This is a genomic window from Chryseobacterium sp. ON_d1, from assembly GCF_006829085.1.
In the GTDB taxonomy this organism is placed as follows: domain Bacteria; phylum Bacteroidota; class Bacteroidia; order Flavobacteriales; family Weeksellaceae; genus Chryseobacterium.
The window spans coordinates 84,827-110,795 of record NZ_BJTC01000005.1; the positions used below are offsets into that span (position 1 = coordinate 84,827).

35 protein-coding genes are annotated in these 25,969 nt (G+C 32.8%); 1 reads left to right on the forward strand and 34 read right to left on the reverse strand.

Annotation, left to right across the window (positions count from 1 at the left end):
• Positions 1–18: 18 nt before the first annotated feature.
• From CRS_RS09375 to CRS_RS09505, 29 genes are all read right to left on the reverse strand, one after another.
• On the reverse strand, positions 19–402 hold the full coding sequence (locus CRS_RS09375; RefSeq protein WP_142723777.1) for a 5-carboxymethyl-2-hydroxymuconate Delta-isomerase: 384 nt from the start codon (positions 400–402) through the stop codon (positions 19–21).
• A gap of 130 nt (positions 403–532) precedes the next feature.
• Entirely contained in the window at positions 533–2,143 is a 1,611-nt protein-coding gene (locus tag CRS_RS09380; protein WP_142723778.1) for a serine hydrolase, read from the reverse strand.
• An 87-nt stretch (positions 2,144–2,230) separates the two neighbouring features.
• Positions 2,231–2,665 (reverse strand): hypothetical protein, encoded by a 435-nt coding sequence (locus CRS_RS09385; RefSeq protein WP_142723779.1) that lies wholly within the window; start codon positions 2,663–2,665, stop codon positions 2,231–2,233.
• Positions 2,662–3,165 (reverse strand): hypothetical protein, encoded by a 504-nt coding sequence (locus CRS_RS09390; protein ID WP_142723780.1) that lies wholly within the window; start codon positions 3,163–3,165, stop codon positions 2,662–2,664. Before CRS_RS09390 ends, CRS_RS09385 begins: the two co-directional genes overlap by 4 nt.
• 12 nt (positions 3,166–3,177) lie before the next feature.
• Positions 3,178–3,693, reverse strand: a complete 516-nt coding sequence (locus CRS_RS09395) for a hypothetical protein (protein ID WP_142723781.1) — start codon at positions 3,691–3,693, stop codon at positions 3,178–3,180.
• 2 nt (positions 3,694–3,695) lie between these two features.
• Positions 3,696–4,442 carry a hypothetical protein gene (locus CRS_RS09400; RefSeq protein WP_142723782.1) on the reverse strand — a complete coding sequence of 249 codons (747 nt, stop codon included), beginning with the start codon at positions 4,440–4,442 and terminating at the stop codon, positions 3,696–3,698.
• Positions 4,443–4,506: 64 nt separating this feature from the next.
• Positions 4,507–4,881 (reverse strand): VOC family protein, encoded by a 375-nt coding sequence (locus CRS_RS09405; protein WP_142723783.1) that lies wholly within the window; start codon positions 4,879–4,881, stop codon positions 4,507–4,509.
• Positions 4,882–4,899: 18 nt separating this feature from the next.
• Positions 4,900–5,439 carry a dihydrofolate reductase family protein gene (locus tag CRS_RS09410; RefSeq protein ID WP_142723784.1) on the reverse strand — a complete coding sequence of 180 codons (540 nt, stop codon included), beginning with the start codon at positions 5,437–5,439 and terminating at the stop codon, positions 4,900–4,902.
• 96 nt (positions 5,440–5,535) lie between these two features.
• Positions 5,536–6,291, reverse strand: a complete 756-nt coding sequence (locus CRS_RS09415; RefSeq protein ID WP_142723785.1) for a phosphodiester glycosidase family protein — start codon at positions 6,289–6,291, stop codon at positions 5,536–5,538.
• A 35-nt stretch (positions 6,292–6,326) separates the two neighbouring features.
• The gene (locus CRS_RS09420) at positions 6,327–6,986 is read right to left on the reverse strand and encodes a hypothetical protein (RefSeq protein WP_142723786.1); all 660 of its coding nucleotides are present in this window, start codon (positions 6,984–6,986) and stop codon (positions 6,327–6,329) included.
• A gap of 32 nt (positions 6,987–7,018) precedes the next feature.
• Entirely contained in the window at positions 7,019–7,777 is a 759-nt protein-coding gene (locus CRS_RS09425) for a hypothetical protein (RefSeq protein ID WP_142723787.1), read from the reverse strand.
• Between the two features lie 111 nt (positions 7,778–7,888).
• Positions 7,889–8,380, reverse strand: a complete 492-nt coding sequence (locus CRS_RS09430) for a hypothetical protein (RefSeq protein ID WP_142723788.1) — start codon at positions 8,378–8,380, stop codon at positions 7,889–7,891.
• A gap of 217 nt (positions 8,381–8,597) precedes the next feature.
• Positions 8,598–9,257, reverse strand: a complete 660-nt coding sequence (locus tag CRS_RS09435) for a DUF2461 domain-containing protein (RefSeq protein ID WP_142723789.1) — start codon at positions 9,255–9,257, stop codon at positions 8,598–8,600.
• A 19-nt stretch (positions 9,258–9,276) separates the two neighbouring features.
• A complete protein-coding gene (locus CRS_RS09440; RefSeq protein WP_142723790.1) occupies positions 9,277–10,479 on the reverse strand; it encodes a hypothetical protein in 1,203 nt (400 codons plus the stop codon).
• A 137-nt stretch (positions 10,480–10,616) separates the two neighbouring features.
• Positions 10,617–11,282 (reverse strand): hypothetical protein, encoded by a 666-nt coding sequence (locus tag CRS_RS09445; RefSeq protein WP_142723791.1) that lies wholly within the window; start codon positions 11,280–11,282, stop codon positions 10,617–10,619.
• 114 nt (positions 11,283–11,396) lie between these two features.
• Positions 11,397–11,957 (reverse strand): SHOCT domain-containing protein, encoded by a 561-nt coding sequence (locus CRS_RS09450; RefSeq protein ID WP_142723792.1) that lies wholly within the window; start codon positions 11,955–11,957, stop codon positions 11,397–11,399.
• A 92-nt stretch (positions 11,958–12,049) separates the two neighbouring features.
• On the reverse strand, positions 12,050–12,460 hold the full coding sequence (locus CRS_RS09455) for an SMI1/KNR4 family protein (RefSeq protein WP_142723793.1): 411 nt from the start codon (positions 12,458–12,460) through the stop codon (positions 12,050–12,052).
• Positions 12,461–12,477: 17 nt separating this feature from the next.
• Positions 12,478–13,653, reverse strand: coding sequence for a T9SS C-terminal target domain-containing protein (locus CRS_RS09460; protein ID WP_142723794.1), 1,176 nt, complete (start codon positions 13,651–13,653; stop codon positions 12,478–12,480).
• An 88-nt stretch (positions 13,654–13,741) separates the two neighbouring features.
• Complete coding sequence (locus CRS_RS09465) at positions 13,742–14,125, reverse strand: hypothetical protein (RefSeq protein WP_142723795.1); 384 nt, start codon at positions 14,123–14,125, stop codon at positions 13,742–13,744.
• A gap of 413 nt (positions 14,126–14,538) precedes the next feature.
• Positions 14,539–15,084, reverse strand: coding sequence for a hypothetical protein (locus tag CRS_RS09470; protein WP_142723796.1), 546 nt, complete (start codon positions 15,082–15,084; stop codon positions 14,539–14,541).
• 74 nt (positions 15,085–15,158) lie between these two features.
• A complete protein-coding gene (locus CRS_RS09475; protein WP_142723797.1) occupies positions 15,159–15,590 on the reverse strand; it encodes a hypothetical protein in 432 nt (143 codons plus the stop codon).
• A gap of 202 nt (positions 15,591–15,792) precedes the next feature.
• On the reverse strand, positions 15,793–16,587 hold the full coding sequence (locus CRS_RS09480) for a M48 family metallopeptidase (RefSeq protein WP_142723798.1): 795 nt from the start codon (positions 16,585–16,587) through the stop codon (positions 15,793–15,795).
• A 195-nt stretch (positions 16,588–16,782) separates the two neighbouring features.
• Positions 16,783–17,445, reverse strand: coding sequence for a hypothetical protein (locus CRS_RS09485; protein ID WP_142723799.1), 663 nt, complete (start codon positions 17,443–17,445; stop codon positions 16,783–16,785).
• Positions 17,446–17,729: 284 nt separating this feature from the next.
• Positions 17,730–17,867 carry a hypothetical protein gene (locus tag CRS_RS24380; RefSeq protein WP_172617028.1) on the reverse strand — a complete coding sequence of 46 codons (138 nt, stop codon included), beginning with the start codon at positions 17,865–17,867 and terminating at the stop codon, positions 17,730–17,732.
• A gap of 13 nt (positions 17,868–17,880) precedes the next feature.
• Entirely contained in the window at positions 17,881–18,093 is a 213-nt protein-coding gene (locus CRS_RS24665; RefSeq protein ID WP_228451219.1) for a hypothetical protein, read from the reverse strand.
• Positions 18,094–18,176: 83 nt separating this feature from the next.
• Positions 18,177–18,404, reverse strand: coding sequence for a hypothetical protein (locus CRS_RS24670; RefSeq protein ID WP_228451221.1), 228 nt, complete (start codon positions 18,402–18,404; stop codon positions 18,177–18,179).
• A gap of 56 nt (positions 18,405–18,460) precedes the next feature.
• The gene (locus tag CRS_RS09495) at positions 18,461–18,910 is read right to left on the reverse strand and encodes a hypothetical protein (RefSeq protein WP_142723800.1); all 450 of its coding nucleotides are present in this window, start codon (positions 18,908–18,910) and stop codon (positions 18,461–18,463) included.
• A gap of 24 nt (positions 18,911–18,934) precedes the next feature.
• Positions 18,935–19,477 (reverse strand): hypothetical protein, encoded by a 543-nt coding sequence (locus tag CRS_RS09500; RefSeq protein WP_142723801.1) that lies wholly within the window; start codon positions 19,475–19,477, stop codon positions 18,935–18,937.
• A gap of 106 nt (positions 19,478–19,583) precedes the next feature.
• Positions 19,584–20,108: a hypothetical protein gene (locus tag CRS_RS09505; protein WP_142723802.1), complete on the reverse strand. Its 525-nt coding sequence runs from the start codon at positions 20,106–20,108 to the stop codon at positions 19,584–19,586.
• Between the two features lie 694 nt (positions 20,109–20,802).
• On the opposite strand from CRS_RS09505, the gene CRS_RS09510 reads away from it, so the two are divergent.
• A complete protein-coding gene (locus tag CRS_RS09510; RefSeq protein WP_109622130.1) occupies positions 20,803–21,027 on the forward strand; it encodes a helix-turn-helix domain-containing protein in 225 nt (74 codons plus the stop codon).
• A gap of 84 nt (positions 21,028–21,111) precedes the next feature.
• On the opposite strand, the gene CRS_RS09515 is transcribed toward CRS_RS09510, so the two are convergent.
• From CRS_RS09515 to groES, 5 genes are all read right to left on the reverse strand, one after another.
• Positions 21,112–21,975 carry a hypothetical protein gene (locus CRS_RS09515; RefSeq protein ID WP_142723804.1) on the reverse strand — a complete coding sequence of 288 codons (864 nt, stop codon included), beginning with the start codon at positions 21,973–21,975 and terminating at the stop codon, positions 21,112–21,114.
• A 59-nt stretch (positions 21,976–22,034) separates the two neighbouring features.
• Positions 22,035–22,676, reverse strand: a complete 642-nt coding sequence (locus CRS_RS09520) for a hypothetical protein (protein WP_142723805.1) — start codon at positions 22,674–22,676, stop codon at positions 22,035–22,037.
• Between the two features lie 445 nt (positions 22,677–23,121).
• Complete coding sequence (locus CRS_RS09530) at positions 23,122–23,736, reverse strand: hypothetical protein (protein ID WP_142723806.1); 615 nt, start codon at positions 23,734–23,736, stop codon at positions 23,122–23,124.
• Between the two features lie 200 nt (positions 23,737–23,936).
• Entirely contained in the window at positions 23,937–25,562 is a 1,626-nt protein-coding gene (groL, locus tag CRS_RS09535; protein WP_142723807.1) for a chaperonin GroEL, read from the reverse strand.
• Between the two features lie 95 nt (positions 25,563–25,657).
• On the reverse strand, positions 25,658–25,936 hold the full coding sequence (gene groES, locus CRS_RS09540; protein ID WP_002976538.1) for a co-chaperone GroES: 279 nt from the start codon (positions 25,934–25,936) through the stop codon (positions 25,658–25,660).
• Between the last annotated feature and the right edge of the window lie 33 nt (positions 25,937–25,969).

The window sequence follows — 25,969 nt, forward strand, 5'->3', positions numbered from 1 at the left end:
GTTGGTTTGAATGAGATGCTATAATCCAAAATGCCGGTCTTTATCGGTATTTTCAGGATGAATGAGTGCTTTGTTACTGTATGTTGCCGTTTCAAAATCACTGATGTTGACAGAAAGAAAAGAAATATCGGCAAGGAGTTCAGAAAGCCGGATGCAGATCTGTCTGGAAAGGTTAGCTTTTTGTTCTTTAGAGCGCCCTTCCATAATATACCCGAATACGTGCAGAAAACTTCTCTTATCGGTGCCCAGCCTGTAATACTGATACGGCTGAAGCCTTACTTTAATATCATTGGGGGCAAAAAGACCTGTTTCATCAGCCGCTTTATAAACGGTATCCATTAATTCGTCAGGGGATCTCTGCTGAAGAATATCCTGTGAACAATCTATAATAAAATGAGGCATCGATTATATTTTGTGGTTTGATTTTGTGTGAGATAAAAATAATAAAAATATCGATGGATATTCCAAATAAAAAACCGTTCTGAAAACAAAACGGTTTGAAAATGTGTATTTTTCGCTGTTAAATGCCGGTTTATAGATCCAATTTTTTGATGCTGTATTGCGGCTTTACGATATTGGACATATCCAGAACAATATCATAACTTCCATCTTCAGCGATAAGGAAATCATAGGCATCCAGAGCCATACTTTTACCATCATTATTAAGTCCCCAGTTATAGCTCCAGTCATTATTATATCTGAATTTAAAACGACCTTTACTCAGTTTATAATTTTTCAGGAAATAAATATCCGGATTTTTGGGATCTGCCTGTAACGGGATATCTTTTCCGTCCCAGCCATTAGGGGTGGCGTCACCAACGATACCCCATGAAGAAATATTGGTGGTTCTTTTAACTGTTTTCTCGGTTCCGTCCCGGAAACGAATGACGGCAGTATCCAATTTTTCATTCTGATCCGGTTTATATGTAAAGGAAAATTTTTCATCCAGTTGAAATGTTGTATTGCTTACAGGCAGCAAAGAGCATCTTGAATAGCCGTCTTCTCTGAAAATGATCTGCCCGTCAACAACAGATACATAGTAATTTGTGTTCCCGGAAGAATAGGTTCCCTCCATTTTTTTTAATGCCGTAAGGTTTACTTTTGCGGGAGTAGGAATGCTGTAAGGCTTATTATATAATATTTTTTCAATCTTAGGGATGATGAGATCTGTGTGTGACAATGCTGAATTGGATATCACGATGAGACAGATGTCATCTTCTAGAACCCTGTAATATCTGCTTCTGTAACCTGGTCCGCCACCATCGTGTCCTACTGTTTTTTTATCAAAAACAGATGAAACCTGAAACCCCAGCCCATACTGATCATTAAGATAAGGGGTAAAAGCTTTTTCTATGGTCTCTTTTTTCAGGATAGTGTAGTTTTTGAGCGCCTCATTGAATTTAAAAAGATCTTCCACCGTAGAATACATAGCTCCGGCACCAAAAGGATGGTCGGTTTTGAACCGTAATGCCTCATTTGATCTGTTATCAGACAGAAATTCATAACCAAATGCTTTGTTTTGATCTGTTACGTTATTGAAATTGAAACCTGTATGGTTCATATTCAGAGGTTTCAGGATATTATTTTCTATAACCTGATCATAATTCAGACCGGTAACTTTTTTAATAATATAACTCAGAATATAGTATCCGGAATTGGAGTAATCCCATTTTTTACCCGGCGAAAAATTGAAAGGCTTAGCAGAAATATATTGTATAAATGTTTTTTCATCAACAGTGTTTTCTGAACCTGTTTCATTCGGGATACCTGAAGTGTGGGAAAGCAGATTTGCGAGTGTGATACTGTCTCCTTTGGGAAAATCAGGATAATACTTTGAGAGTCTGTCATTCAAAGATAATTTTCCCTGTTCTTCCAGCTGAAGAAGAATGGTGGCAGTGAACATTTTTGTAGTGGAGAAAATCCGGTAGAGGCTGTTATTGGTATTTTTCTCTTTTTTAGGAGCATTTCTGTAGCCATAGCTTTTTTCGAAAATGATTTTACCTTTTTCAGCAACCAGGACAGAACCGCTGAACAGACCAGCCTTGTCGTAAGTCATGAATAATTGTTCCAATTTTTTTGCTTTCTGTGAGAAAAGAGGAGTTGCCGCAAGTAATAAAAAGAGGCAGGTTATAATGGGTTTCATTTAATTTTTTTAAATAAGACACTTTTAAGTGTGATAATATTACATGTGTTTCAAAAAATATTGTATTGATGGAAGGTTGGTGATGATTTATTTAATTTGAATTAATGTCTTAATACCTTGAATCATAATCATAGATGCTTTTCCTGTTTCGATAAAATATTTTACAATTTTTCCATGTTCCAGAATGATTTTTCCAAAAGTGAGTTTCTCCTCTCCGTACCCCTTAAAGTTTCCATACAATCCATTTTCGGCATGTATAATTAGACCGGATTCTAAAATTCCGTTTTCGGATGTGATCAGTTTCTGAGTTGTTAAAATGCTGTAATTTTCAGAGTTAATAATAGTAGAGCAGATCAACAATTCTTCTTCATTTAATTGGATTGGGATGTCAGAATATTCATCGAAAAAAGAGGAGTTGTTTTCATAAAACTTTGTCCATTGAAAAGCATCGTAGGGTTTAATAGTAGCTCTTTTTATTTTTGAGATACAGATACGGTGTTTTGATTGATCTTTTTTTTTCATTTAATCCGAATTTTTATTTCATCTGCTATTTCACATGCTTTGGCTTCGGTGATCCAATCTACAATTCTAGTTTCAACGCCTTTCTGTATAAGAACAACAGAATAGGTTGAGCCACTCAGAGAAATGTGATAACGGACTCCAAATTTATATTTGTCTACTTGAAAATCTTTCACCTGAACCCGATCAATTTCTTCTTTCAGATAAGTTTTTTGTTTTGTAAACAGCTTGTTTTTATATTGGACTGTTATTTTTTCAGGGTCAATAGTGAGTATTGTTTTTCCAAAGGTATTCCATAACCAGATATACAGAAATACTATAAAAAATGCTGCAAAGGGAGTGGCAAATGAAATATAGTTTAAAATGAAAAAGAAACCTTCCGCCCGGATGCTTACAACAGGAATAATAACCAGAATTAGACAGGAAAGTACGAGTAAACCTATACCTAATATAATGGTCAATATCCAATTAGTTTTATTTTTTATTTTAATGATAACTGGCATAATCGGATCTCTTTATGGAAGGTTTCTTTCATATAATTTTGTCTTAAAAAGTCCGAAATTGTTCATCCTAACCATTGATGAATCCAGTTCCCAGCTGGGAAGATTAGTAGAAAGCTGATCGGCTAACTTTATAATTCCTGGGGTTGCTTCATAATCGAATTCATAGGCTTTTTCATCGGTAATAATTTCCAGTCCGGATTGTCTGTCATTAAATGGTGAGGGAATACTGAATGAATATACTGATACAATTTGATCCCACATTATGAACTCTGTACTATGATTTTGTTGAATGTAAAACCCATCAGTTGTGTATTGGAAAATGCCGTCATATTCATGTTGTTTATCCATTTGCTTTTCAAATGAGTCATAGTCTTTTTCTTCGGGAGAATAGAGCTTAGCTGTTGAAAATGCAAGAACAATAAGACAAATAAAAATAATGGCAAACGTAATTTTTTTATCGTCAAAAACAGGGTAGTTGTAAAAGGTCAGCACCAATACAATACAGGTAAATGCAATAATCTTTTTCATGCTTATATTTTTTCAAAGTATTTACCTTTGAACTGATAACGGATTTTTTTATCTGTAATTTTATAGTTATCAAGAATCAGCGGAATACTGATGACTTTCTTTTTAGGGTCGTATTGAATATCCAGGTTTTCCAGTTTTTTGGTACTGATTGAATTATTTGTATTAGAGGATGCTGAAAAATCCAATTCATAACTGAGCTCATTCTGGATTCCGGAAGTGGTTTTTATAAGTTTAGCATTACTGTTAAGTTTACCGTTTTCAATGGAAAAAACTTTTATTCTATAATAATACAATGCTGAACTGTATACAGAAATGTTTTGAGCAAGATAATATTTTTTATGCTGCGATATGATATCATTAATCTGGTAATAATTGGACTCTGCATCTTTTTCCATATCACTTTTTAAAATTTCACTCTGTACTTTTTGTCCGGATTCGTACTGAAAAACACTTCTGTAGAAACGCATCGTTCCTCCGGTTAGGGTATTCCATGAATAAATCCTGAATTTTCCGTCTTCTGAGGAACTTACAGATAACCCATTTTTTGTAAGTAATTTGAAATCATAATTCAAAGTCTGAGGATAGGATGATGTATAATGATGTAATAGTTTTTCAAATTTTTTATTGGCAGCGTAAAGAGAGTCATACGTGAGAAAATTTTTGCGGCTTGTATCATACCAGTATTGAATCCTCCGGAAAGAACGGTCCAGCTTTTTTTCAATTGTGGAAATGCTTTGACCGAATACCATACCAGAAGTTATTATAAAGAAAAAGATTCCTGATCGTTTTTTCATGGTAAAAAGAGGCTTAGTTTTATTTTTTACTTCTCAGTTGAAACACATTCCCTTCAGGATCAGTTCCGTCGCACAGCCAGAATGGATAATTGTCAAACGTTTTGATCTCCCTCATCTGAACATTTTTTGAAATCAGTTGATTTCTGGCGGACTCAATATCGGTATCAATGTCAAAAACGATCTTGGTATTGTTGTCAAAGAGATGTCCTGCTTCTATGTTCCCCAGGTACTGATCTCCGATTTTATGCAATCCAATCTGAGCACCTCCTGCATCAAGCAATACCCAGATCGGGTCTTGTTCGATTACTTTCAGATTAAAGCTTTCCACATAGAAATTTCTAAGCAGCTGGACGTTTTGTACATACAGAATGATAGCAGTAAGTCTGGCTTTCATGATCTTATCAATTTTAGTCTAGACTTCATAAATCAGCTGTACTACACCTGATCTGAAGACATTAGTTTTAACCAGTTTTAAATTTAATCTTTCTTTCAGATCTTCAAAAAGTGGTTTTCCCTGTCCCAAAGCAACGGGATGAACAGATATTCTGTAAGTATCAATAAGATTTTCCTGAATGAATGTTTTAATAAGACTTGCGCCACCATAGAGCCAGATGTCTTTCCCGCCCTGATTTTTTATTTCTGAAACTTTTTCAGCAATATCAGAATTGATAAAAACTGCATTTTCGTTTTCTCTGCTCTGACGGGAAAACACAAATTTATTTTTTGAATGCACTGCTTTCCAAAGTTTTTGTTCTTCTGCTCCTGCATTTTCTTCCGGCTGATAATTTCCCCATGCATCATAGCTTACTCTCCCGTAAAAAATGGTATCTATCCCTGAAAGAAATCCATCAAAATCCATATCATCATCCATAATGCACCAATTGATTTCTCCATTGGGTCCTTCAATGAATCCGTCTAAGGTCGTGGCAAGGTCTAATATTACTTTTTTCATTTTAATAATAAGTGATTAGTTAGATACTGAATATTCTGAAATGACATGAAAGATAGGGATATTTTATTTTTTTCATGACGGAGCTGGCAGGTATTTTTATTCTGATGGTTCTGTCACTCCTATCATAACCCCAAAATTACCATCTTTCTGAATCCAGTTTTTCTTTGGTAAATAAGTTCTTGAAACATATCCGTCGAGATAGAGAGCCTCCTTACAACCTAGGTTTTTGAAGTATTCTGCCAGATGATAAAAACTGATTTCTTTCTTAGACATTGCAAAAACGAGTTTTCCATTTTCCAGAATGCCTACGCCATTCCGGATATTGAGATTTTTAGAATTTTTTTGAAAGATCGGATTGATTTTCCTGTTTATTATCAGCATGGGACCCGATTGTGTAGCAAACCTGATGTTTTTATTATGTTGGTATTGTCTAGTTTCTATAATACAGGCGCTATTGTTTTGGGTTAAATACAATACCCCATTGGGTTCCAAATAGAAATTGCCGGTACCTTGTAAGGTGTCTAAAGGTTTTAAGATTTTAAAATCTTCGATATAAAGGCCTTTAGGAGAGTTATCCGGTTCAAACATTCCACCGTTCATAGCAAATACTAATTTCTTATGCTGGGTTTCAACATTATTTCTCAGCACATCTATACTTTTCATGATTTCTCCCTTATTATTTTTCCAGTACAGCTGTATATCTTGCTTTTCAGGATCTATCCGGAAGGTCACAAAACGATCGTCTTCCTTTATGTTTTCTTTACAGCCAAAGCAGAAGAGAAACAGGAGTGAGATAAAATAAAAGGTATTATGCTTTTTGATGTTGGAAAATGAAATACTGTTTTTAATCATGGCCTGTTTTTCAGAACAAATATATTGCTTTCTCCTTATCTATTTGAATGTTGTTTTTTTTGTTTTATAATGCTTGTTAAAGCAATCAACAACATGATGACCACAAAAACAGAAATATAAATAATGGTTCTGTACTTATTATTTAGCTGATGGAGTGTTGCAATTTCAAGTTTCTGTTCATTGATTTTTCTGTCTGATGGATTAAAATCCTCAACAATCAGATTGGTATAGGCTGAAGAGCCAGAGTTTTCAGATAATTTTTTATATTGAGTACTTAAAGATTCCAGTTCTTTCAATTCTTTGGAGGAAAGCTGGTCCAGCCTTTTTTGAATAAAGCATTGGTCTGAGTAAAGGAATCCGGTGTCTTTTTCATCAAAGGCAAAAATTAAATACTTCCCTTTCTGTGTAAAGAGAACGTCGCAGGAGTGCAGGGGAGATCCGAAGAGAGTTGCATTCTGCTGATAATATCCTGCATCGTTGTTTGATTTGTATATCTTGCTGATGCTGATCTTGCTGAGAACATTTTGTACAGTTTTGAACCCTGAAGGAACTTCTGTCACATCATATACTTCTCCAATAAAAACAAGATCAGCATTTTTAAACGACGATTGTAAAGACAGTTCACCATTGCATTTGCAGGCTGCTATTTTTACAGAAAATAATAAAAGAGAAAGTAAGAAAACCCTGAATTTCATGAGATAATATATTTTTTAACAAAAAGAATAAATTAATCTTTACTCTCGAAATATTTATCATCGATGCTTCCATCAAATTCATTCGAAAGAATATTTCCCAATCTGTATCTGAATTTTGTTTTAAAATTACCACTTAATCGAGGCTCAAACACTGTTGCTATTTCTTTTGGTTTTAAAACGAAAAACTTAATACCTGTTCCACATGTGTATTTTCTGAAACCGTATATTTTTTTCCATTGGTGATTTTGATCCAATCCTTCAAGTTCTAATATCACATTATTACCAAAACCGATTAAGCGTTCTTTTTCCTCCATATTGAAAATGGTAACGGGAAATCCATCGTAGTACCTTATAATGATTGGGATTTCTTTTGACAGCTTTAAATCAGCATTTAAACTGTCTATTTTGGCAACATACTCTGCATATGATATTTTTGTACTATCAATATCAGTTTTAAATAATGGCGTTTTTTGAGATGTATCTACAAAAATACGGACATCTTTATATTGTCGCTTTTTAAATTCATCATTGAGAGTGTCAAAATTTTCAGATCTATAGTTATGATCCAATAATTTATTGTATCGATCATTTTCAACATACTCAAGTGAAATATTTTTAACAATTGGACCAATGTATTGTACTTCTTTAAGATAGAAAAAATAGACGTCATTTGTTTTTATAGTATTGATGCTGTTTATATCTTTTTTGTAAGTGTATTTGGGATATATTATTTCCTGAGACCATACCATGCAGGAAAAAAGAAAGAAGCAAATAATGATATAATTTTTCATCAGTTAAGAGTTTTTTGTAAGTAGTAAAAACCGTTCTTACAACGGACCGGGTTTAAATATATTATAAACATGAGTAGAATTAAAGCCTCTCAATTAATTTTTTTTGCAGGCTCAATTGCTGCGTTTTTTTGTAAAGCGTAGTGTCTGAATTGCTTTTAAAAGTTCTGTCTGGCTTTCTTTCTTCAGATTTGTTCCATATAAATTGAATCGGATTTTCCCTAAAGATCCAGTCTTTAAGCTATCGATATAAATACCTGTTATCCCTTTGCCAGCCTGTTTGGGCTCCAGAATTTTTGCCTTATACCCATCAATTTTTTTATAGGTTACTTTACTTTGGATAAAATCCTCCTGAGTCTCATTTGCATTGATGATAATAAATTCTGTAGTATCAATATCCGGATTTACTTTTAATAGCTCGTTCATGTCTTTTCTTGTGATAATAGGAGCCGAAAGCTGTTCCAGTGAATTGGAATAAGGTCCGTAGTCATAATAAATAGAGTCATGATTTTTTGTAACAATAATTCCGGCATTGCTGTCATAAGCATCCAGTCTCAATTGATGCCAGTCTTTTGGAGCCTGAAATGTAAAACTGTGAAAATCCATTGATTTTGTTGTTTGAGAACTCTCGGTACAGTTCAGTAGTATACAAGAAACGAAAATGAATAAGAATCTGTTTTTCATGGGTGTTTTTTTATTTAAACTGAACGTAGCTTTCTGATAAAAAATAATATTCATAAAAATTACAGTTCAGTTGTAAGAGAGCTGCAGGTTCTAAAAAAATTATTCATAATTTGATCATCATGTAAAATCTATGACTTTTTTAAAATAAAGGTTCACCGTTCAAATCCGTGGTCAGCACTTCACTCATATAATCAAAAAAGGGACGCATGGCAAGCAGGGTAAGAAGTACCTCTTTCTGAAAAGTATCTGATAAAACTTCTCTATCAGTAAATTTCCGCATCACCAGGAATTGCTTTTTCCTGATCAGGTCTATGGCCGGGTGATTTTTATCAAAACCGCGTGGTGCTGTTTTTACAGAATCACCTTTTAGTTCTCCAAAATATTTTATGAAAGTTTTACCGGAGGTGATTTTTTCAATTTCTGTACTGCTGATTTCGAATTCTTTGCGGATACGAAGTAAATCTTTGGCATCAGGTCCCCAAAAACCACCTCCTACAAAACTGTTGCCCGGTTCCAGCTGAATGTAATATCCGCCTCTCAGCATGGGCTTTGAACGGGAATATCCAGCGCCAAAATTGGTTTTATAGGGTGTTTTGTTTTTGGAAAAACGTACGTCATTATAAATCCTGAAAATATGAATTCCTTTGAGCTGATCATACTCCTGAAGTTCATTATAAATCTTAGTAAATAAAACTTTATTTTCTTTTACAATGGCATCGTATTCAGATTTATGTCTGGCAAACCATTCACGATTGTTGTTTTCTTTTAGCTGGGTGAGAAATTCAAATGCTTTTTTCATATCTTTTATTAAGTGAGGATTATGTTTTTATCCATTGCAATTCAATGTATTTTGTACAGTCATTTTTCATCTCATCATACCCATCGAGTAAAATGGCTGAACCTCCTTTTTTTACTATTTCTTTAACTATTTTATAAGTTTCTTTTGCTCCACTCAAGTCTTGCCCTACTAAATCAAAAATAATATTATTTGTTTTTGAAAGAGTTGCATATAAAGTTAATAAACGCCTTGGATTACCTGGAAGGGTATTGACTTTTATTTTTTTATTGATCCATTCTGTCTCATAAATTTTTGTGGCATAAGGACTTTCAGGATCTGCGTTCTTTCTTAAATATTCTCCTACAGTTACAGGAAAAAAAATGTCTCTGAACTTTGATTCTCTGAAATGCTCTGCAAAAGTCATGTTATTGTGGATGATAACATTTTCATGGCTTGTCTTACCACAGAATATATCTTTGAGAAACATTTCCGTTTCGTAGAAATGATATCCGTTGTAGAGATGCAATACTATAATTTCTCCAGAGTTTAGAGTGAACGGTGGAATATAAAAAGTATCAGTTTTTATTCCTTTATTTTCGATGATTATTTGTGTATTTCTTGTCCAGCCAAGCTGGTTAAATATGAGTTTTTCATATTCTTTGTTCCCATTTATGGCTTTTATAAGATCTTCAGTGTTGTCCGGAATATTACTTGCGTGTTTTAGCTTATTTTTATAACGTAGCTTATAGTGATATAGTTCTACTAAATTAGATGTGTTATTAGCTTTTTCTAAAATTGTATGATGTAATTGGTCTGCTTCACCATTTTCTTGTGGATGCAGCCAATATATCAAATTCGAAATTCCTATACGTTCTATGATGTCTCCTTTGTTGAATTGATCAACAAGATAATCGGCAACAGCTTTAGTGCCAAACGTTCTCAGACAAGGTCTCAGAAATATTCTGTTGAAACTGGGATCTTTATGATTTATGGCTGTTTTGAGTAAAGATTTAAATAGGTCTTTGCTAAAATTGTCATATAAATACAGTAAACTGGCTACAAAATACTTGTCTGATATTTCAGAATTATTTTGGAGAATATTTATTAATTCGGCTGTTTGTTGTTCTGATAAATTTTGATTATTTGTTTTGAATTCAGATAGTGCTTTATTCTCCTGCTCATAATCATGAGCCAATAGGTTACCTATGGTTTTATACTTTTCTAGAGTGGCTTTAATTTCCATATGTAATAATTGGACTGTATAAAGTACTTAATTTGTTGGCTTAAATAGAAAATCTTATTTCATAGAAGAAAAAACTCTTTTAGCAGTACTAAACTTAAATTCATTTTAACCATCATATTTTATAGTTTATGATATTATTAAATATTATTTTTATTATCTTCTAATCTTTCTTTCAATCCTTTAGAGATCAGGTTATTTTCTATCAGATAATTACTCATCATTTTAAGAAAATATCTGCATTCTTTTAAATAATCTTTGTCAGGTAGAGGATTACCCTTATTTTTGAGATAAGTGTTTGCTTGGTTGACGAGTACTCCAGCACTTTCGAATTCTTTGCTGATGAACAGGGTTCCAATTAAGGATATGTATGAAACAAATTCGTATTCACCTTGATTTTCTCTTAGATATTGAGAAGGCATCTTTCTGTTCATCTCCTGAAAATAGGAGGTAATTTCAATGTCTTTCAGATATTTTTCCTTTTCTATCACAAAGCAGTCGTCCACTATTTCGCCATCAAAATCTATTTCAAGATCATAATACCCGATGGGTTCTAGGTTTTTAAGATATATTTCGTTTTCCACATACAGGCCTATTCTTGCCCGGATAACAGGCTCGCTGTATCGCTGTTCAATCAGGCATTGATATCCATCAAAAAGAAAGGTGATTTCCCCAGGCTCAAAGCCCCCTATAAGCTCTTCAGGATCTTCTGAAAGTATTTTATGAAGAGTATCAAATGCAATCCTTTTTAGATCAAATGTTTTAACTCTTTCGATGAGTAATGTTTTAAGTTCCTGAGCAGCCATATTATGGTTATTAGCTTTCAAAGCTACACATAAATATTATAATAAATTGATGATATGATGATATCAGATTCAAAAAATTAAACCGCTCGGAAAGCAGGGCGGTTAGAATGGAATCTATTTTTCAGACATTATTTTATCTTTCTCCTTTTGGAACTCATCTTCAGACAGTACGCCTGAATCTTTAAGTTCTTTAATTTTTTTCAGCCTGTCATATTTCGTTTCCTGATTAAGACGTTGGGATTTATCTTTGGGCAGAAATTCATCAGGAACAATAAGCTCACCTGATCTGATTGCATTTTCAATGTCAATTTCATAGTTCATGAGACCACTTCCAATTTTAGCATAGTAGACAAAACCATTTTTCTTGCTGCCTCTCGGCATAATTTTTTTTACTTTGAATATCAGTCCGGAGTTACTTCTTCTGAAAGAATTGGCTTGATTAGCTAATCCCTGATATCCCGTCGTTGAATAATAGTTGAATAATGAAGAAGCATTGGTTCTGATGAATTTAAAATCTCCGTCATTCATAGAACCTGTCCCTATTTTTAGATCTAAATTTTCATATATTTTAAAACCAGTTGACGTTGTGAGGGTATCATTTTGAAATTTTGGTGCATTCTGAGTGTAGTACACTCCGAAAATTAGGAGTGTAAATAATACGGCTGATTTTTTCATTGTTTTATTTTAATAATCAAAATTGAAAGCCAAAAATAAAACGGATGAAAGGGATTGCCTTACGGGAATCCTTATCTATAAGAGGAAATACATCAATATAAAATATCGGAGTCAGAAATGATAAGAAGGATCGCTTCAGTAAAAGTCTCTGCAATTAACTCATAGTTTTCATTAAAATTTTTGAATACTCCTTTTTTTCCTTTTACAAAACCCATATGATGTGAATTGATCAGATAATCCGCAAATACAATGAAACTTTTATTATTTTCATTATGATATTCTTTCAGAATTCTTTCTAGTGGCCAGATAGAATACATATTTTGTGTCCAGTCCCAATCTGCAAATCCATCCAGTCTTAAATAAAATTGTTTACAATCATCCGGAAACTGAAACCCGAGAATTTCTTCAGCTTCTTTAATGGACTCAGGTGTTGCAGGTGGACTAAGTTTTATGTTTTCACTGGTCCATTTCTCTTTAATTTTATCGATCCGCAAATGTATCATCAAAGTTATTAATGAAATTATAGTACAATTTTAATCTGCTGCAAAACCCCTTTCTCATCTTTAAAACTAAAAATATAAGTTCCTCTTTGTACTTTTGATAAATCTATATTTCTGTTATAATAGGCAAAGCCCCTGCTGATTACCTCTCCATCTGTAGAATAAACGGTAAATTCGAATTGATTACTGTTATTTTTATTGCTGATGATAAAACCGTCTCTGGATGCATTGGTATAGACTCTTGTTTTAGTCTCACGGTCTTCCCCAGCTGTATTTGAAGAGAGTGCATTCTCAGAAATATCAGCTGCCTGTAAGCTTTTAATAGCTGATTTGGTTACAGAAGTTGTACTTCCGCCGATGATGTATAATTTATCATTGTATACTTCCGCAGCAGCGTGCCTTCTGGGAATCATATTGGATGTTAGCTGATGGAATTTATTGGTTGTAGTATCGAAATAGGCCAGAAAAGTCTGATTATTATAACCTCCTGCAATAAAAATCTTATTACCGGATACGGCTAATGAATGTCCTGATATGCCAGCTGGCATTGTAATCTGATCGGTCCAGCGATTGGTGTTGAGATCGAAAATATTGATCAGGCGGGATGAAGTACCGTTAAAGCCACCAATGACATACAGCTTATCATTTACAATCTTGCCCTTTGCTTCTCTGGCAGTAGGCATATCCGGTAATGGATGCCATGTATTGGAAGAAATATCATAATATTGGAACCTGTTGGAAAAGGAAGTAGTGGCAGCGCCGTTAAGTCCGCTGCCGCCAAACACATATATTTTTCCGTTATGGATGGCAGAACCTGCATTTCCTGTATAGGAATGGTTCACAGCTCCCTTCGTTACTTTCTGGGTTGCAAGATCTACAATTTCAAGATGGCTGTTTCCCCAACCGTTAAAAATATAGATTTTATTATCATACGTCTCCGAATTAGCAAATTTTTTAGGACTGATAGTAACATTGAGAAGACTCCATTTGTTGTCTGTAATATTGTATTTTTCAATATAATTGGCCATACCTCCGCTTTCCTGATAGCCGTTGCTCACATAGATATTATCATCCACGATAACACTGGTTATAGCCCCTCTGCCTACAGACATATTCGCCAGATTTTTAAATTGAAGCGTTTGTGCATGGGTTAGCAATGAACCAAAAAATGAAAAGAGTAATAATTTTGCTTTCATATGCTGAAATTTAGTTTTTGGTTTTGAAATTAATATAAATTTGATTGTTAGAGTTATAATCCTTCGTAAAAGAATATTTTTAATAATGTTAGGTTATCCATATATTAATTCTTTGGACAATTTCCCAGGCTCCATTATTTTTCTGAAGTATATAACCCGTTCCATCCCCATAAATTCCTGCATAATAATTTACTTCAATATAAGCAGTTTGTCTGTCATGAGAGAAAAAGACCTTTGAGAATTCTAAATATTCATAAATAGCATATTTTTCTTGGTCATGTTTAATTTCAGATAATTTTAAATTTCGATATTTTTTCTTTATGGTTTTACTTATTTCGGTAGCCTTGTTTTCGTTGTATTGTGATACAAAATCTTTATGGTCTTCTTTAAACAGGAATTTTTTTGCAGTAGAATCACGTTTTCCCTCTGCTCCTATGGGTAAAAAATATTTTTCAAAATCATTTTCATCCATAAAATTGAAATTTGTTTCAACTTTTATTAAAGTGCTGGAAATTTTATTCCGGGTTGGATCTGTTTTTTTTGCTTTAAAATGATTGGAATCAATAATCTTTTCAATAATCAGATCGTTATCTGAGTATTTATTTCCCACTTTTTCAACGGAACAGTTTAATATTATTATACAGGAAAATAATAACAGGAAAGGTTTCATATATTTTTTGTATTAATTTATCTGCGGTCTTTTATATGTATATGGAGTCTTCCTGTTTAGCATTATTTATTGTAATGGTAAAAATGCGGAGACTTGGTAGAGCTGAAGAAAAATAGTAAACTTTAACTGTTAAATATTTTTTTATTTCTTAAATTCTTCAAGTAACATTTCAATTTCCTTTAAAATTTCTGTTGGGTCAATTTTCTGATCCCTATTCATTGAAATAATTGATCACAAACTTTAACAAGTCTGCCTAAAAGGGTGTTGTCATTAGGCGACCAGGTTTCACCGTTCTTTATTTGCCCGGTTGTGTCAGTTGTTGCAAAATAAAAAATTGTTCCGTCAAATCCCCTTTTTTCTTTTTCCGGTTTTTTCGTTTGCTGGGTAATAATTTGAAATAATTTTCCGATTTTAGAATAAAGTATATTGTCAATTTCTGTTGTATTACTGATCAGTTTTACTTTATTACGTCTTTTTGCATACCAGAAGTTTTCTGAAAAATGATTGGATATAATGTAATGTCTGTTATTTACTGTTTCAATTGAAAAAGCATATTCATCAGAAAATGAAGGTATTGAAGTGTAGCGTGCATAAGGCTTCTTTGAAAAGCCCTGATGAAGTTTCGGAAACAGATTATCATAGTATTCCTTTAAAACCCCTTTATATTGTTTAACATCTTCTGTAGGATCTAAGTATTCTTTTTGTCCAAAACATAATGATGTCGTCAATATAAATGTTAATCGTAAAATAGTCTTTTTCATGGCTGTCTTTAGTCTTTGTTTCTACTTTCCCCAAAATCAGTATGCCTTCATATAATTAACAACGGAAATATTAATTAAAGTTTTGTTTCAAAACCTTTTTGTAGGGCTTTTAATTCCGGTTCTGTTAAGTTTCTTTCATTAATTTCTTGCCAAAGTTGCTGCGCTTTGTTAAGATCTTTTATACCCATTTTTTTAACGGCTGCACCCCACATCAATATAGTAAAGTCTTTTTGGTTATAGATAACTCCCTCAAAGTTAATGAAAGCTCCATTGTTTTTTTCTACTGTATTTCTAAAGTCTAATTTTCCTCCTCTGGATTCTGTTTTAATATATTCTTCAATATTGGTATTTTCATTAGTATGGTTTCCAGTGATTTTTTCCTTTATAATATTTTTTTCTATTTTCTCACTATTAAATATTGGATTTCCATTTTTATCAAGCTGTGAGTACAATTTTGAGCTCGTAAGAATAATGAAGAATATAAATAGTAATAATTGTTTTTTCACCGATATTAAAATTTAGTTTTTGCACTAGTTGTCCGTTTCATCTTCAGGCCATTTTATATTTCCAAATTGCAATTAGACTGTGCCTTCACAATACTTGTTTTTAGATGGTTTCCAAACATTGAGTCAAGAGGTTTTGGAAGTGTATTTGTTTTGTTTCAAGACACAAAGTCAGGAGACTTTGCGGAACGGAGACTATTTTTATTTATTTTTTCAGAATGTTTTTTATTGCAGCAGGTAGTCCATCTTTGTTTTTTACCTTCTCATAATATTTTTTAGATTTTTTCATCAGCTTTTCATCAGAATTTTTTATTCCGACCTCTTGCAGGCACAATGCGTAGGACCCATTAAATGTATCATCTTTCTTAAAGTTTGATTCTACTTTTTCAAAATACGGAATAGCCTCTTCATATTTTTCATTGAGAGTTAACAATACCGCTTTGAGGCATTGGGTATCTTTGTTGGGAATGTTATATTTACTTTCAGCAATATTTATATTGTCAAGACCATTTTTATAATCTTCTATAAATAAAGAAGTGAGCCCGATGCCATAATATCCTTCAGGACTTTCAGGAAAATATTCTGTCATTTCCTTGAATTTTCTTCTTGAAAAACTCATTCTCCCTACTTTCATAGCAAGAGAAGCAAGATTTTGCTTAAATTCTATTGATTTGTTTTGGGCAAGACTGTCTGCAGCATGGTAGAAAATTACAGCATCATTTTCCATATTACTTAATCTTAAAGTGTATCCCGCCCAGAAATAGGCATCACAAAAAGAGTTGTCAGTTTCTATTACTTCTGAAAAGATTTTGAAAGCGGCTCCGAGATATAAATTTTGCTGCACAGATTTTATTCCAAGAGGATATATTTTATTAAATCTTTCAGTGTCCGGTTTTTTGCAATAGGTTCTGTTTCCTAAAAAGTAATCTGTTTGATTTTGCTGTGCTGAAATATTGATCAGACATAACATAGCAGATAAAAGCAATAGAATTTGTTTCATGGGTTAAGTTTTATACTGACGAAAAGTATGGGCTATACAGAAGTTCAGGCTGAATTTTATTTAGTTTTTAATAGGCATTGCCAATATTTTTCCTGGACTAAACTAAGAAAAAAATGTGAAAAAGGGGAGAAAGAATATTTAAAATGGAATTGTATTTTACTGTCTCAAAGTTGAGAGGTTTTGAGGAGCTGTGATTTAGTTTTCTATGAATAATTTAAATTTGACAATTTCGGTTGGCGATTCCACAAGGATCCAGTAAAAATTATCTTCTTTGTTTATGATCTGGTACATATACCGATCTCCTTTTTTGCTGAAATTCTTTCTTCCGTTATTATTGCTTTCAATAAACTCTAACTCAAATCTATTTTTATCAATCCACTTGTAAAATAATTTTGAATATGATCCATCAGCAAAACTTTCTTTCCAAAAACTTTTGTCTGTTTGTACAGTTGTTTTTTCACCTCCATACTCAAAGTAGTGGAAAGTGGTATTTTTTTTGAAAAGATTGATTTCATTTTCAGATACTGTAATGGCTGGGTGTTCATTCAGTCTTACCCAATCATCAGTCTTGGGTGGATCGTTTTTCTGTAAATAATCCCTGAAGGACTGACATCTATTTTGTAATCTGAAATATATCTGATCAAATTTATCCTGACGTTCTGAATCCGTAAACTGAGCCAGATATGGGAGAATAAATTTCTGGTTGATACTTTCTATTTTTAATGAATCATTAAGCGATTCATTGTCTTTAAGATCTAAACACATTTTATCGATAAGTTGGTCGGTTGTATCTGAAAGATTTTGGGTGTATAAAAATGCTGAGCAGAATAAAGCGGTTATTGACATTGCGTTTCTCATGAGAATGGTTTTAGTTTTTGTTACCAAATCTACAAATTACCATAATGTTTTTGAATAAAGCTGTGGATTTTTATGTAACTATAAAATCAAAATCACCCCTGTGAGGGTAGTTTTATTTTTACAAATCCTGAGAGTTGCATAGGCCGGAGAGGATAAGATTTTTATATCTGGCACTAAAATTTTTCATCAGCGCCTTTTTTTGTTGAATTGTATTCAACCAATGTTGCAAATGCTTTCTGCAATCTTTCAACCAGGGCCAGGTCTGAACCAAAGTTGAAAGGTGATCATCTGTATTTATTATAATTGGGACCGCTTATTGAAATATAGTCATAATAATTTGCTTCGCCTTCACGGTCATAATCACAGTGGGCAAAAAGTTGTTTATTCCCCGAAACATAAAAATCATAAAAATCAGTTTTCATTCAATAAAGTATTTTAATTACAATAAATTGCCAGCCGTATCTGATTGAATCCACCTTTTCCTCTGAAACGTAATAAATAGGCACTCAAATTTTTACTTTGCCATTTAATATCATCCCTTGCCATTTCTTCTTTAGACTTTTCTAAATCTTCATATACTTCAAGGTAGGGTTTTCCAAGATTTTCAGTTATATATTTTTTTATTTCGTGGAATTTTTCGTTAAACATTTCATTCGAAGTTTCAATTTTTTCATTTTCATTCCATTCATAAGACGTGAATTTGATTTGCCCATCTTTGGTGAAAAAATAATCTACTTTAAGAATGAAGTTGTTTTCGTTTCGTTGATATGATCCCCAATTCCCCAAAAATAGCCGAGGGAGATATCTTTTGATTTTTTATCTATTTCTTCTTTTTTAATTTCAGAGAACTTTTTAAAGGAAAAATCAATTTCATCCCGGACAGGAACATTACTATATTTATTTCCTGAACAACTGTAAAATATTAATATAATAAAGAGAAAAAGAATTCTTGATTTCATTAGAATATATTATCGTGATGTATAGCTGGCAAAAAGAATTGGTGAAGTGTTGAATTTTATTTCTTGTAATCCCCTGCAACAATAGATTTTTCCATGGAGCTTATAATCTCAGAAACGGGAATGGTAAATATCCCGGCATCTCCTTTATCGAATTCTCTTTTCCAGTAAGAATATCCGTCCATTTCAAGGGAATCTGGTTTTTTGCCGGTTTCACTTTTCAGAGTGGTGACACTTTTGTCCAAAGCTTCTTCTGATATAGGAATATGGCTGAAATATTCTGCAAAACCCGTAGGACTGGCAGGGTTTTTAATTTTCAAACTACTGATGGAAATATGAATCACTTTTCCGGTTTCAGGGTATTCCTCAATCTTTAATATGGTAAGGGTAGAACTTTTTTCGGTAGGACGGGTTTTGTAGTTCCATTGCTGGCCAACACTGTATTGGTCTTTTTTTGCACAACTGAAGGACAGCAAGAATAATATTGCTATGAAAGTATAGAGTTTCATGAGGGGTGGTTATTAGTTTTGTTTTTATTTCAAATAACTTTGTTCAAGAAGTTCCACTGATTCTGCTTCAGTTAATGGTGTCTTCTTATCGGTATTATTTGTTAAATTGAATGAGATCAGATTGTTGTTTCTCACGGCATACAGCAAATAGGAAGTACGGTCCTTATTATCATTTTGGGGCATATTTTTTATGATAATTTTCCAGATAATATAATTTTTTTCTTCGTTTCGCTTTACTTCGGAAACTTCGGCTTTCACTCCGGTTGAAGAGGCCCAGTAATCATATTCCCATTTATAAAATGCATTCAGCAATTCTTTTTCGGTTAAACCTTCTTTATAAAATTCAAATTTTTCAGGTTTTCTTACTGAAATCAATAAACTTATTTTTTCGTCTTTATTGCTTAAGCGAAACTGTCCAGATTGTTTCAGTTGATCTTTATATTCCCATTTTCCGGGAACTTCAAATAATTCTCCATTGATTTGGAAAGGAGTCTTCTTTTGTGCAAAAGAAGAGGTTGAAACCAGAAAAAGAATAAAGATGGAAAAAAGTTTAATGTTTAATTTCATTTTGATAACAGTATATTGAGAGTTTAGTAAGGTCCAAATTTACATATTGTACCAATATCAATTATATACTATGATGATAATGTTGTTTGAGCCCGGAATTTTCATTTTATTTATTCTTTCTTCTTTCCAGAAGAAGATACGCTGCATCCAGCATTTTGATCAGATGAATATACGGGTTTATCATATTCCTTTCCGGGAGATTGCTGTATACGCCAAGTGAGAAATAGGCCATCCCGGATATAAAATAATCAAACTCCTGTATGCTGTATTCTTTGAATGCTTTTTTGAAGACCAGCAGAGGGTTTTGGTATTCTTTCTCAGAAAGCAGGCCAAGAACTAATGGGGAGACTTCTTCCAATGGAGTATTGATTAACACTTTCTTTTCCTTCATCGCTATGAAATAACCTGCACGGATGAATGACCGCATCGCCTGATAAAAATGAAGAATGACGGACGGATCTTCTTGTATCCGGCTGTTTCGTTTGAGAGCATAATTCATAATGTTGTTTAGCTGTTCTTTGGATGCTGTAAGGTCATTGATCTGAAAATAGGTTTCCATCAGCTGTAAGCCGTAGTATTTTTTGTGGCCTTTCCCAAGCCGGGACTGAAAGTCTGTTCTGTTTTTTTTCATGAGTTTGTATTTTTTTAGTGATTTTTAAATGATTAATTGGTGTACAATTTTTTGAACCATTAAGAATTTTTAAGGGATTAAGAATCATTAAGATCATAGCTGAAGCTTTGTATTCAGCGGGCTGCTTCATCCATCTTTGATGGATCTTAACTTACCTTATTCTCTTCACTTTTCTTAATGGTTTTAATTTTTTGTTTTATTGTGTGACTTTACTGGCCATAAAGGAAGAAGTTCTGAACTTTCTGCCCATAAAAGCCAATGAATATGATAGAATTTGTGTTTTTCTAAAAGCCTGGAAGCCGCAATGGATTGTACACCCCATTGTACTGTATCATGATACTTTATGTGGTAAAGAAGGCTTAGAAAAAGATGATTGTAGATAAGCAGAACAGCATGAAAATAAAACGGCATGAGACTCTACAATATCCGACTTGAGGTACTGGTATACCTGTACACAGATAAGAGAGCTCACGCCTAGGTCGTGAGCCTTTTACTTATCCTCTCGTGTACTTTTAAATTACCAGTTTTCAAGTCGAGATTCTAAGCAATAGCTTCTATATTTCTTTGAAGTATCGCAAAGCTACACTTATTGTAGCTAATTGTACAAATATAATATAATTTTTGAATTGTGGGTTAATTCAACTACATTTTTTTATTGTAAACTTTCCAAATTGCTTTGATAATGGTATTTAGAATGGATAAAATTGAATTTCGAATAGCTTTTGGAAAAAGGGTTGAAAAATTTAGAAAGAAGATGGGATTAAGCTATCGGGAGTTAGCTCAAAAATGTGACGTAGACCATAGTAATATCAGTAAAATTGAAAAAGGGGAAGTTGATTTAAGGATTTCAACAATACAGGAACTAGCTAAAGGTTTAGAGGTTCATCCTCAAGAATTGTTTGATTTTAAAATAGAATAAAAACCAATCTCCGAAGTCTGAAGGCTTCGGAGCTTAGTTTATTGGGTCAAAGTCGGAAAACTTTGAGCAGCGGAGATTTAGAATTTATTTGTTAAATCTCATTTTGTGAACATTTAACAAATAATTTAGTGTATTTTTATACTTTGTATTATAGGTTATTTTTGGTTTGTGATAGTGTTTTTTACTTGAAATTATTAATTTATTAGCAATCAATTCTTTTTTCGATATTAGAATTTTAGTCTCGGAATTTCTTAGAGCAAAAAAAGTATATGTTAATTCAATAAATCGCATATCACTTAATTTATTAAATTCAAAATTTTGAGCAGCTATTTGATAAAATGAACTATCATCAAATGTTATAATGAACCCTATTTTTCCGAATTTAAAACTCGCTGTTTTAAAAAATGAGTGTGAGTGATAATCATAATTTTCAGTTTCAAAACTTGTTATAAACAAAGACCAAGGTTTTCTATTTTTTAATTCAGTTTCATAGAAAATAGAATGAAGTAAAATAAATAGGGGTAATAATTCTTTAACTTGATCAAATGAAAGTATTTTTTCACCTACTTTTTTAATGTCTTTTTCAAGTGACATTTCTTTCAAAATAGTACCAAGCATTATTTTCAATGTCCATTGGGCAATTATTAATTCTTCTGCTAGCGATAAATTTTTAAAAGAATTATCTAAAATTGAAATGAAAGCTTCCTCAATTTGGCTCAGTATAGAATTATTACAATTCTTACACGCTGGGATTGTAAGTTGCTTATATCTTAAATTTGTATGGTTTCCAAGTTTGATTCCATCATCATTGTGATTAAATTTTTTAAATAACCATTTAGGTATTACATGTTCCTTTGAAGAATTGGATTTGTCTAAAGTACAAAAACATAAAAAACATTTGCTTTTGAGGTTTTGTAAATTATTTAAAATATTGTCAGATAAATTCATAGATAATATTAAAACTTATAGGTAATTTGCTTTCAGAAGTTTATGAAATTGTGGATTATTTATTTTAAATATTTTCTAATATAGATTCCAGCTCTAGAAATACTATATTTTATTTGTGCTTTTTCATAAGTGATTAATCTATTTTTATTACTTTCATTTAATGGATTTTTATATTCCTGATTGATTAATCCAGTATTTAAATAATTTTCAATGTTGGAATTGATATAACTTTCAATAAAAGGTTCTTTAATAAAAAAATTTAAATCAATAATATTAGTTTTATTAATACAATCTACACATCTAATAAAATCTACATAATCAAGTTCCTGTTCTAAAAACCATTTGAACAAAATTCCAATATATTCAGCTTTTTCACAATCATCAGTTTCATTAATAATATATAATAGTTTTTCACCTACTTTAGTTTTATAGTTTTCATTTTCATCTATTTTATTAATTTCTTTTTCTCTATCTTCTGGCTTTGTATCTTCAAGCTGTTTTAAGAATGTTAATAATTTCTTTGTATAAAGTCTTTCTTGAATTGTATTGCCGATATTAATTACCTTAGATACTAATCCCAAAATTGGAATATCTTTTATTATACCACTTTCTAAGAATGAGTCTAAAAAAACTTCATTAATATCAGTCACTAAACCTTTAAGATTCTCGTCTTTAATAATTTTGCTAATTTCAGTTTTCATTTATGGTCTATAGTTAATTAAAAGTTTAAAGGAGTAAATTACCTTTATTTACTCTATGATTTTATATCATTAAATATATTGATAAATTAATAACATTTCTTTACGCAAAACCATAAAGACAAAAAAACGCTCCACAAAAATAGAACGGTTTATATATTAAATTTCTCTTAGCAACATGCTGCTATTACATCATTCCTAGCATTCCACCATCCATTCGCATAGCTGGTTCAGCGCTCTTTACTTCAGTGATTACGCACTCAGTTGTTAAAAGCATTCCAGATACAGAAGCTGAGTTTTCATGGGCAACTCTTGTTACTTTAGTTGGGTCAATGATACCTGCTTCAAGCATGTGAACGTACTCGTCAGTTTTAGCATTGTATCCGAAGTCATCTAATATCTTATAGTTTAGCACCTTTATCGAGTGTGATAATTTTTATTAAAAAAATTAATCTCGTTCCATTATCCGGTACCAATTTTTTTCTAATTTCCAATTATATACAGGTTTTACTTTTATTAGTTCTTCATATTGCTTTTGTGTCTCATTATCATTTGTGAATATAAAATAGGTTTGTGGTGATTCGAAAAAGCCACGAGAAATCCAAAATTTGATAGTTTTTGTGCCTTCTGTTTTATTTTGATAAATCCAAATATCATTTCCGCCATTTGAAATAATGGGGAAGTCAAATGAAAGTTTACAAATGCCATTATTCATTTTTGTATTTGGTTTCAATTTTTCTGTTAAAACATCTTTTACTATTTGATTGCGCTTATTGTAAGAAATACTCCAGTCAATTTTTTCAATAATGGAGTTGGGGATTTTGTTGAAATTGTAAAACGTTAGAACAAATAAACTCAATGTTACTGAAAGATTTATTATTCTGTTTGCCTTTATGTTTTTCTTTTCTTTAATTAATTTTATGACTTGTCTTACTGCTAAAATTAGCAATGTTACACAGACTATAAGCCAGGAAAATGGTTGAACAAAATAAGGGAGATAAAAGTAGTCAGCAAAAACAAAAACTAACCAGGTTATTATCAAAACTACTATTTTTTTTGTCATTCAATTCTTTATTAAATTTTGTATATCATTAGTTTATCGGATTGCCGATAACATTCAAATTTACGTATTACGCCTATATATAATGTGTGCAATTACAAATAAAATTTCAAGTAGAAAGTCCATTGGATTTTCTGTATAAAAAAACCGCCCTACAAAAGTAGAACGGTTTAGTATATTAAATTTGTCTCAGCGACACGCTGTTACATCATTCCTGGCATTCCACCACCCATTGGCATAGCTGGTTCAGCGCTCTTCACTTCAGTGATTACACATTCTGTTGTAAGAAGCATTCCAGATACAGAAGCTGCATTTTCAAGGGCAACTCTTGTTACTTTAGTTGGGTCAATGATTCCTGCTTCAAGCATGTGAACATACTCGTCAGTTTTCGCATTGTATCCGAAGTCTCCGTTTCCTTCTGCTACTTTAGCAACGATTACAGAACCTTCACCTCCTGCGTTGGCAACGATTTGTCTTAATGGCTCCTCGATCGCTCTTTTCACGATTTTGATCCCTGTAGTTTCGTCAGCGTTAGATCCTGAAAGATTGTCAAGTGCAGAGATGGCTCTTACTAAAGCAACACCACCACCGGCAACGATACCTTCTTCTACAGCAGCTCTTGTAGCGTGTAGGGCATCATCTACTCTGTCTTTTTTCTCTTTCATTTCTACTTCAGAAGCAGCACCTACGTAAAGTACAGCAACACCACCAGCTAATTTAGCTAATCTTTCCTGAAGTTTCTCTCTGTCGTAGTCAGACGTTGTAGTTTCCATCTGAGCTTTGATCTGAGCTACTCTTCCTTTGATTTTCGCTTCGTCACCACCACCGTTTACAACTGTAGTGTTGTCTTTGTCGATCGTTACTTTCTCAGCGGTTCCAAGCATATCTAAAGAGATGTTTTCCATTGTGAAACCTTGCTCTTCAGAGATTACCTGTCCACCTGTAAGGATCGCGATATCTTCCAGCATTGCTTTTCTTCTGTCTCCGAATCCTGGAGCTTTTACAGCAGCAATTTTAAGAGAACCTCTTAGTTTGTTTACTACCAAAGTAGCTAAAGCTTCTCCTTCAACTTCTTCAGAGATAATCAATAAAGACTTACCACCTTGTGCAATTGGCTCAAGAACCGGTAACAATTCTTTCATTGAAGAGATTTTCTTCTCTACTAAAAGGATATATGGGTTTTCTAGTTCAGCTAACATTTTCTCAGGGTTCGTCACGAAGTAAGGTGACTGGTATCCTCTGTCGAACTGCATCCCTTCTACAACGTCTACTGTTGTATCAGTACCTTTAGCTTCTTCTACAGTGATTACTCCTTCTTTACCTACTTTTCCGAACGCTTCAGCGATTAGAGAACCGATGGTATCGTCGTTGTTAGCAGAGATAGAAGCAACCTGCTTGATTTTTTCTGAAGAATCTCCAACCTCCTGAGATTGAGATTTAAGGTTTTCAACAACAGCAGTTACCGCTTTGTCGATTCCTCTTTTAAGATCCATTGGGTTAGCACCTGCAGCTACGTTCTTAAGACCTTCTCTTACGATAGCCTGTGCCAATACAGTAGCGGTAGTCGTACCGTCTCCTGCGATATCGTTAGTTTTGGAAGCTACTTCTTTTACCATCTGAGCTCCCATGTTTTCTACTTTATCTTCAAGTTCGATTTCTTTTGCTACAGAAACACCATCCTTAGTTACGTGTGGAGCACCGAAAGATTTTTCGATCACTACGTTTCTTCCTTTAGGACCTAAAGTTACTTTTACTGCATTAGCCAATGCATCTACCCCTCTCTTTAGAGCGTCTCTTGATTCAATATCGAATTTTATTTCTTTTGCCATAATTTTTTATTGTATTAATGTACTTTGTACAATGTATTAATGATTTTGTATTCTGAAAATATCATTTTACATGAATACATTTTACTTTTTACAAATTAACCGATGATTCCCAATAAGTCAGCTTCTCTTACGATTAAGTAATCTTTCCCTTCTAACTTCAATTCAGAACCTGAATATTTACCATAAAGAACTTTGTCACCTACCTGAACTGTTGTAGGCTCGTCTTTTTTACCAGGACCTACTGCTACTACAGTACCTTCTTGCGGCTTTTCCTTTGCAGTATCCGGAATAATAATACCTGAAGCTGTTTTAGTTTCTGCTGCGATTGGCTCTACCAGAACTCTGTCTGCCAATGGTTTAAAGTTTACTGACATAATATATTTAATTTTTTAATTATTTCTGTCTTC

Excerpts from the sequence above, each read along its gene's own strand:
- CRS_RS09390 (WP_142723780.1), bottom strand. The coding sequence starts at position 3,165 with ATGCCAGTTATCATTAAAATAAAAAATAAAACTAATTGGATATTGACC.
- CRS_RS09530 (WP_142723806.1), bottom strand. The coding sequence starts at position 23,736 with ATGACAAAAAAAATAGTAGTTTTGATAATAACCTGGTTAGTTTTTGTT.
- CRS_RS24665 (WP_228451219.1), bottom strand. The coding sequence starts at position 18,093 with ATGTTTAACGAAAAATTCCACGAAATAAAAAAATATATAACTGAAAAT.
- CRS_RS09510 (WP_109622130.1), top strand. The coding sequence starts at position 20,803 with ATGGATAAAATTGAATTTCGAATAGCTTTTGGAAAAAGGGTTGAAAAA.
- CRS_RS09430 (WP_142723788.1), bottom strand. The coding sequence starts at position 8,380 with ATGGATTTTCACAGTTTTACATTTCAGGCTCCAAAAGACTGGCATCAA.
- CRS_RS09450 (WP_142723792.1), bottom strand. The coding sequence starts at position 11,957 with ATGAAAAAATCAGCCGTATTATTTACACTCCTAATTTTCGGAGTGTAC.
- groES (WP_002976538.1), bottom strand. The coding sequence starts at position 25,936 with ATGTCAGTAAACTTTAAACCATTGGCAGACAGAGTTCTGGTAGAGCCA.
- CRS_RS09435 (WP_142723789.1), bottom strand. The coding sequence starts at position 9,257 with ATGAAAAAAGCATTTGAATTTCTCACCCAGCTAAAAGAAAACAACAAT.
- CRS_RS09395 (WP_142723781.1), bottom strand. The coding sequence starts at position 3,693 with ATGAAAAAGATTATTGCATTTACCTGTATTGTATTGGTGCTGACCTTT.
- CRS_RS09445 (WP_142723791.1), bottom strand. The coding sequence starts at position 11,282 with ATGGCTGCTCAGGAACTTAAAACATTACTCATCGAAAGAGTTAAAACA.
- CRS_RS09440 (WP_142723790.1), bottom strand. The coding sequence starts at position 10,479 with ATGGAAATTAAAGCCACTCTAGAAAAGTATAAAACCATAGGTAACCTA.
- CRS_RS24380 (WP_172617028.1), bottom strand. The coding sequence starts at position 17,867 with ATGAAAACTGATTTTTATGATTTTTATGTTTCGGGGAATAAACAACTT.
- CRS_RS09500 (WP_142723801.1), bottom strand. The coding sequence starts at position 19,477 with ATGAAATTAAACATTAAACTTTTTTCCATCTTTATTCTTTTTCTGGTT.
- CRS_RS09495 (WP_142723800.1), bottom strand. The coding sequence starts at position 18,910 with ATGAAACTCTATACTTTCATAGCAATATTATTCTTGCTGTCCTTCAGT.
- CRS_RS09375 (WP_142723777.1), bottom strand. The coding sequence starts at position 402 with ATGCCTCATTTTATTATAGATTGTTCACAGGATATTCTTCAGCAGAGA.
- CRS_RS24670 (WP_228451221.1), bottom strand. The coding sequence starts at position 18,404 with ATGAAATCAAGAATTCTTTTTCTCTTTATTATATTAATATTTTACAGT.
- CRS_RS09465 (WP_142723795.1), bottom strand. The coding sequence starts at position 14,125 with ATGGATGAAAATGATTTTGAAAAATATTTTTTACCCATAGGAGCAGAG.
- CRS_RS09400 (WP_142723782.1), bottom strand. The coding sequence starts at position 4,442 with ATGGTATTCGGTCAAAGCATTTCCACAATTGAAAAAAAGCTGGACCGT.
- CRS_RS09380 (WP_142723778.1), bottom strand. The coding sequence starts at position 2,143 with ATGAAACCCATTATAACCTGCCTCTTTTTATTACTTGCGGCAACTCCT.
- CRS_RS09460 (WP_142723794.1), bottom strand. The coding sequence starts at position 13,653 with ATGAAAGCAAAATTATTACTCTTTTCATTTTTTGGTTCATTGCTAACC.
- CRS_RS09385 (WP_142723779.1), bottom strand. The coding sequence starts at position 2,665 with ATGAAAAAAAAAGATCAATCAAAACACCGTATCTGTATCTCAAAAATA.
- CRS_RS09505 (WP_142723802.1), bottom strand. The coding sequence starts at position 20,108 with ATGAAAAAAAACAGAACAGACTTTCAGTCCCGGCTTGGGAAAGGCCAC.
- CRS_RS09455 (WP_142723793.1), bottom strand. The coding sequence starts at position 12,460 with ATGATACATTTGCGGATCGATAAAATTAAAGAGAAATGGACCAGTGAA.
- groL (WP_142723807.1), bottom strand. The coding sequence starts at position 25,562 with ATGGCAAAAGAAATAAAATTCGATATTGAATCAAGAGACGCTCTAAAG.
- CRS_RS09415 (WP_142723785.1), bottom strand. The coding sequence starts at position 6,291 with ATGATTAAAAACAGTATTTCATTTTCCAACATCAAAAAGCATAATACC.
- CRS_RS09425 (WP_142723787.1), bottom strand. The coding sequence starts at position 7,777 with ATGAAAAATTATATCATTATTTGCTTCTTTCTTTTTTCCTGCATGGTA.
- CRS_RS09520 (WP_142723805.1), bottom strand. The coding sequence starts at position 22,676 with ATGAAAACTGAAATTAGCAAAATTATTAAAGACGAGAATCTTAAAGGT.
- CRS_RS09405 (WP_142723783.1), bottom strand. The coding sequence starts at position 4,881 with ATGAAAGCCAGACTTACTGCTATCATTCTGTATGTACAAAACGTCCAG.
- CRS_RS09420 (WP_142723786.1), bottom strand. The coding sequence starts at position 6,986 with ATGAAATTCAGGGTTTTCTTACTTTCTCTTTTATTATTTTCTGTAAAA.
- CRS_RS09480 (WP_142723798.1), bottom strand. The coding sequence starts at position 16,587 with ATGAAACAAATTCTATTGCTTTTATCTGCTATGTTATGTCTGATCAAT.
- CRS_RS09410 (WP_142723784.1), bottom strand. The coding sequence starts at position 5,439 with ATGAAAAAAGTAATATTAGACCTTGCCACGACCTTAGACGGATTCATT.
- CRS_RS09485 (WP_142723799.1), bottom strand. The coding sequence starts at position 17,445 with ATGAGAAACGCAATGTCAATAACCGCTTTATTCTGCTCAGCATTTTTA.
- CRS_RS09515 (WP_142723804.1), bottom strand. The coding sequence starts at position 21,975 with ATGAATTTATCTGACAATATTTTAAATAATTTACAAAACCTCAAAAGC.
- CRS_RS09470 (WP_142723796.1), bottom strand. The coding sequence starts at position 15,084 with ATGAAAAAGACTATTTTACGATTAACATTTATATTGACGACATCATTA.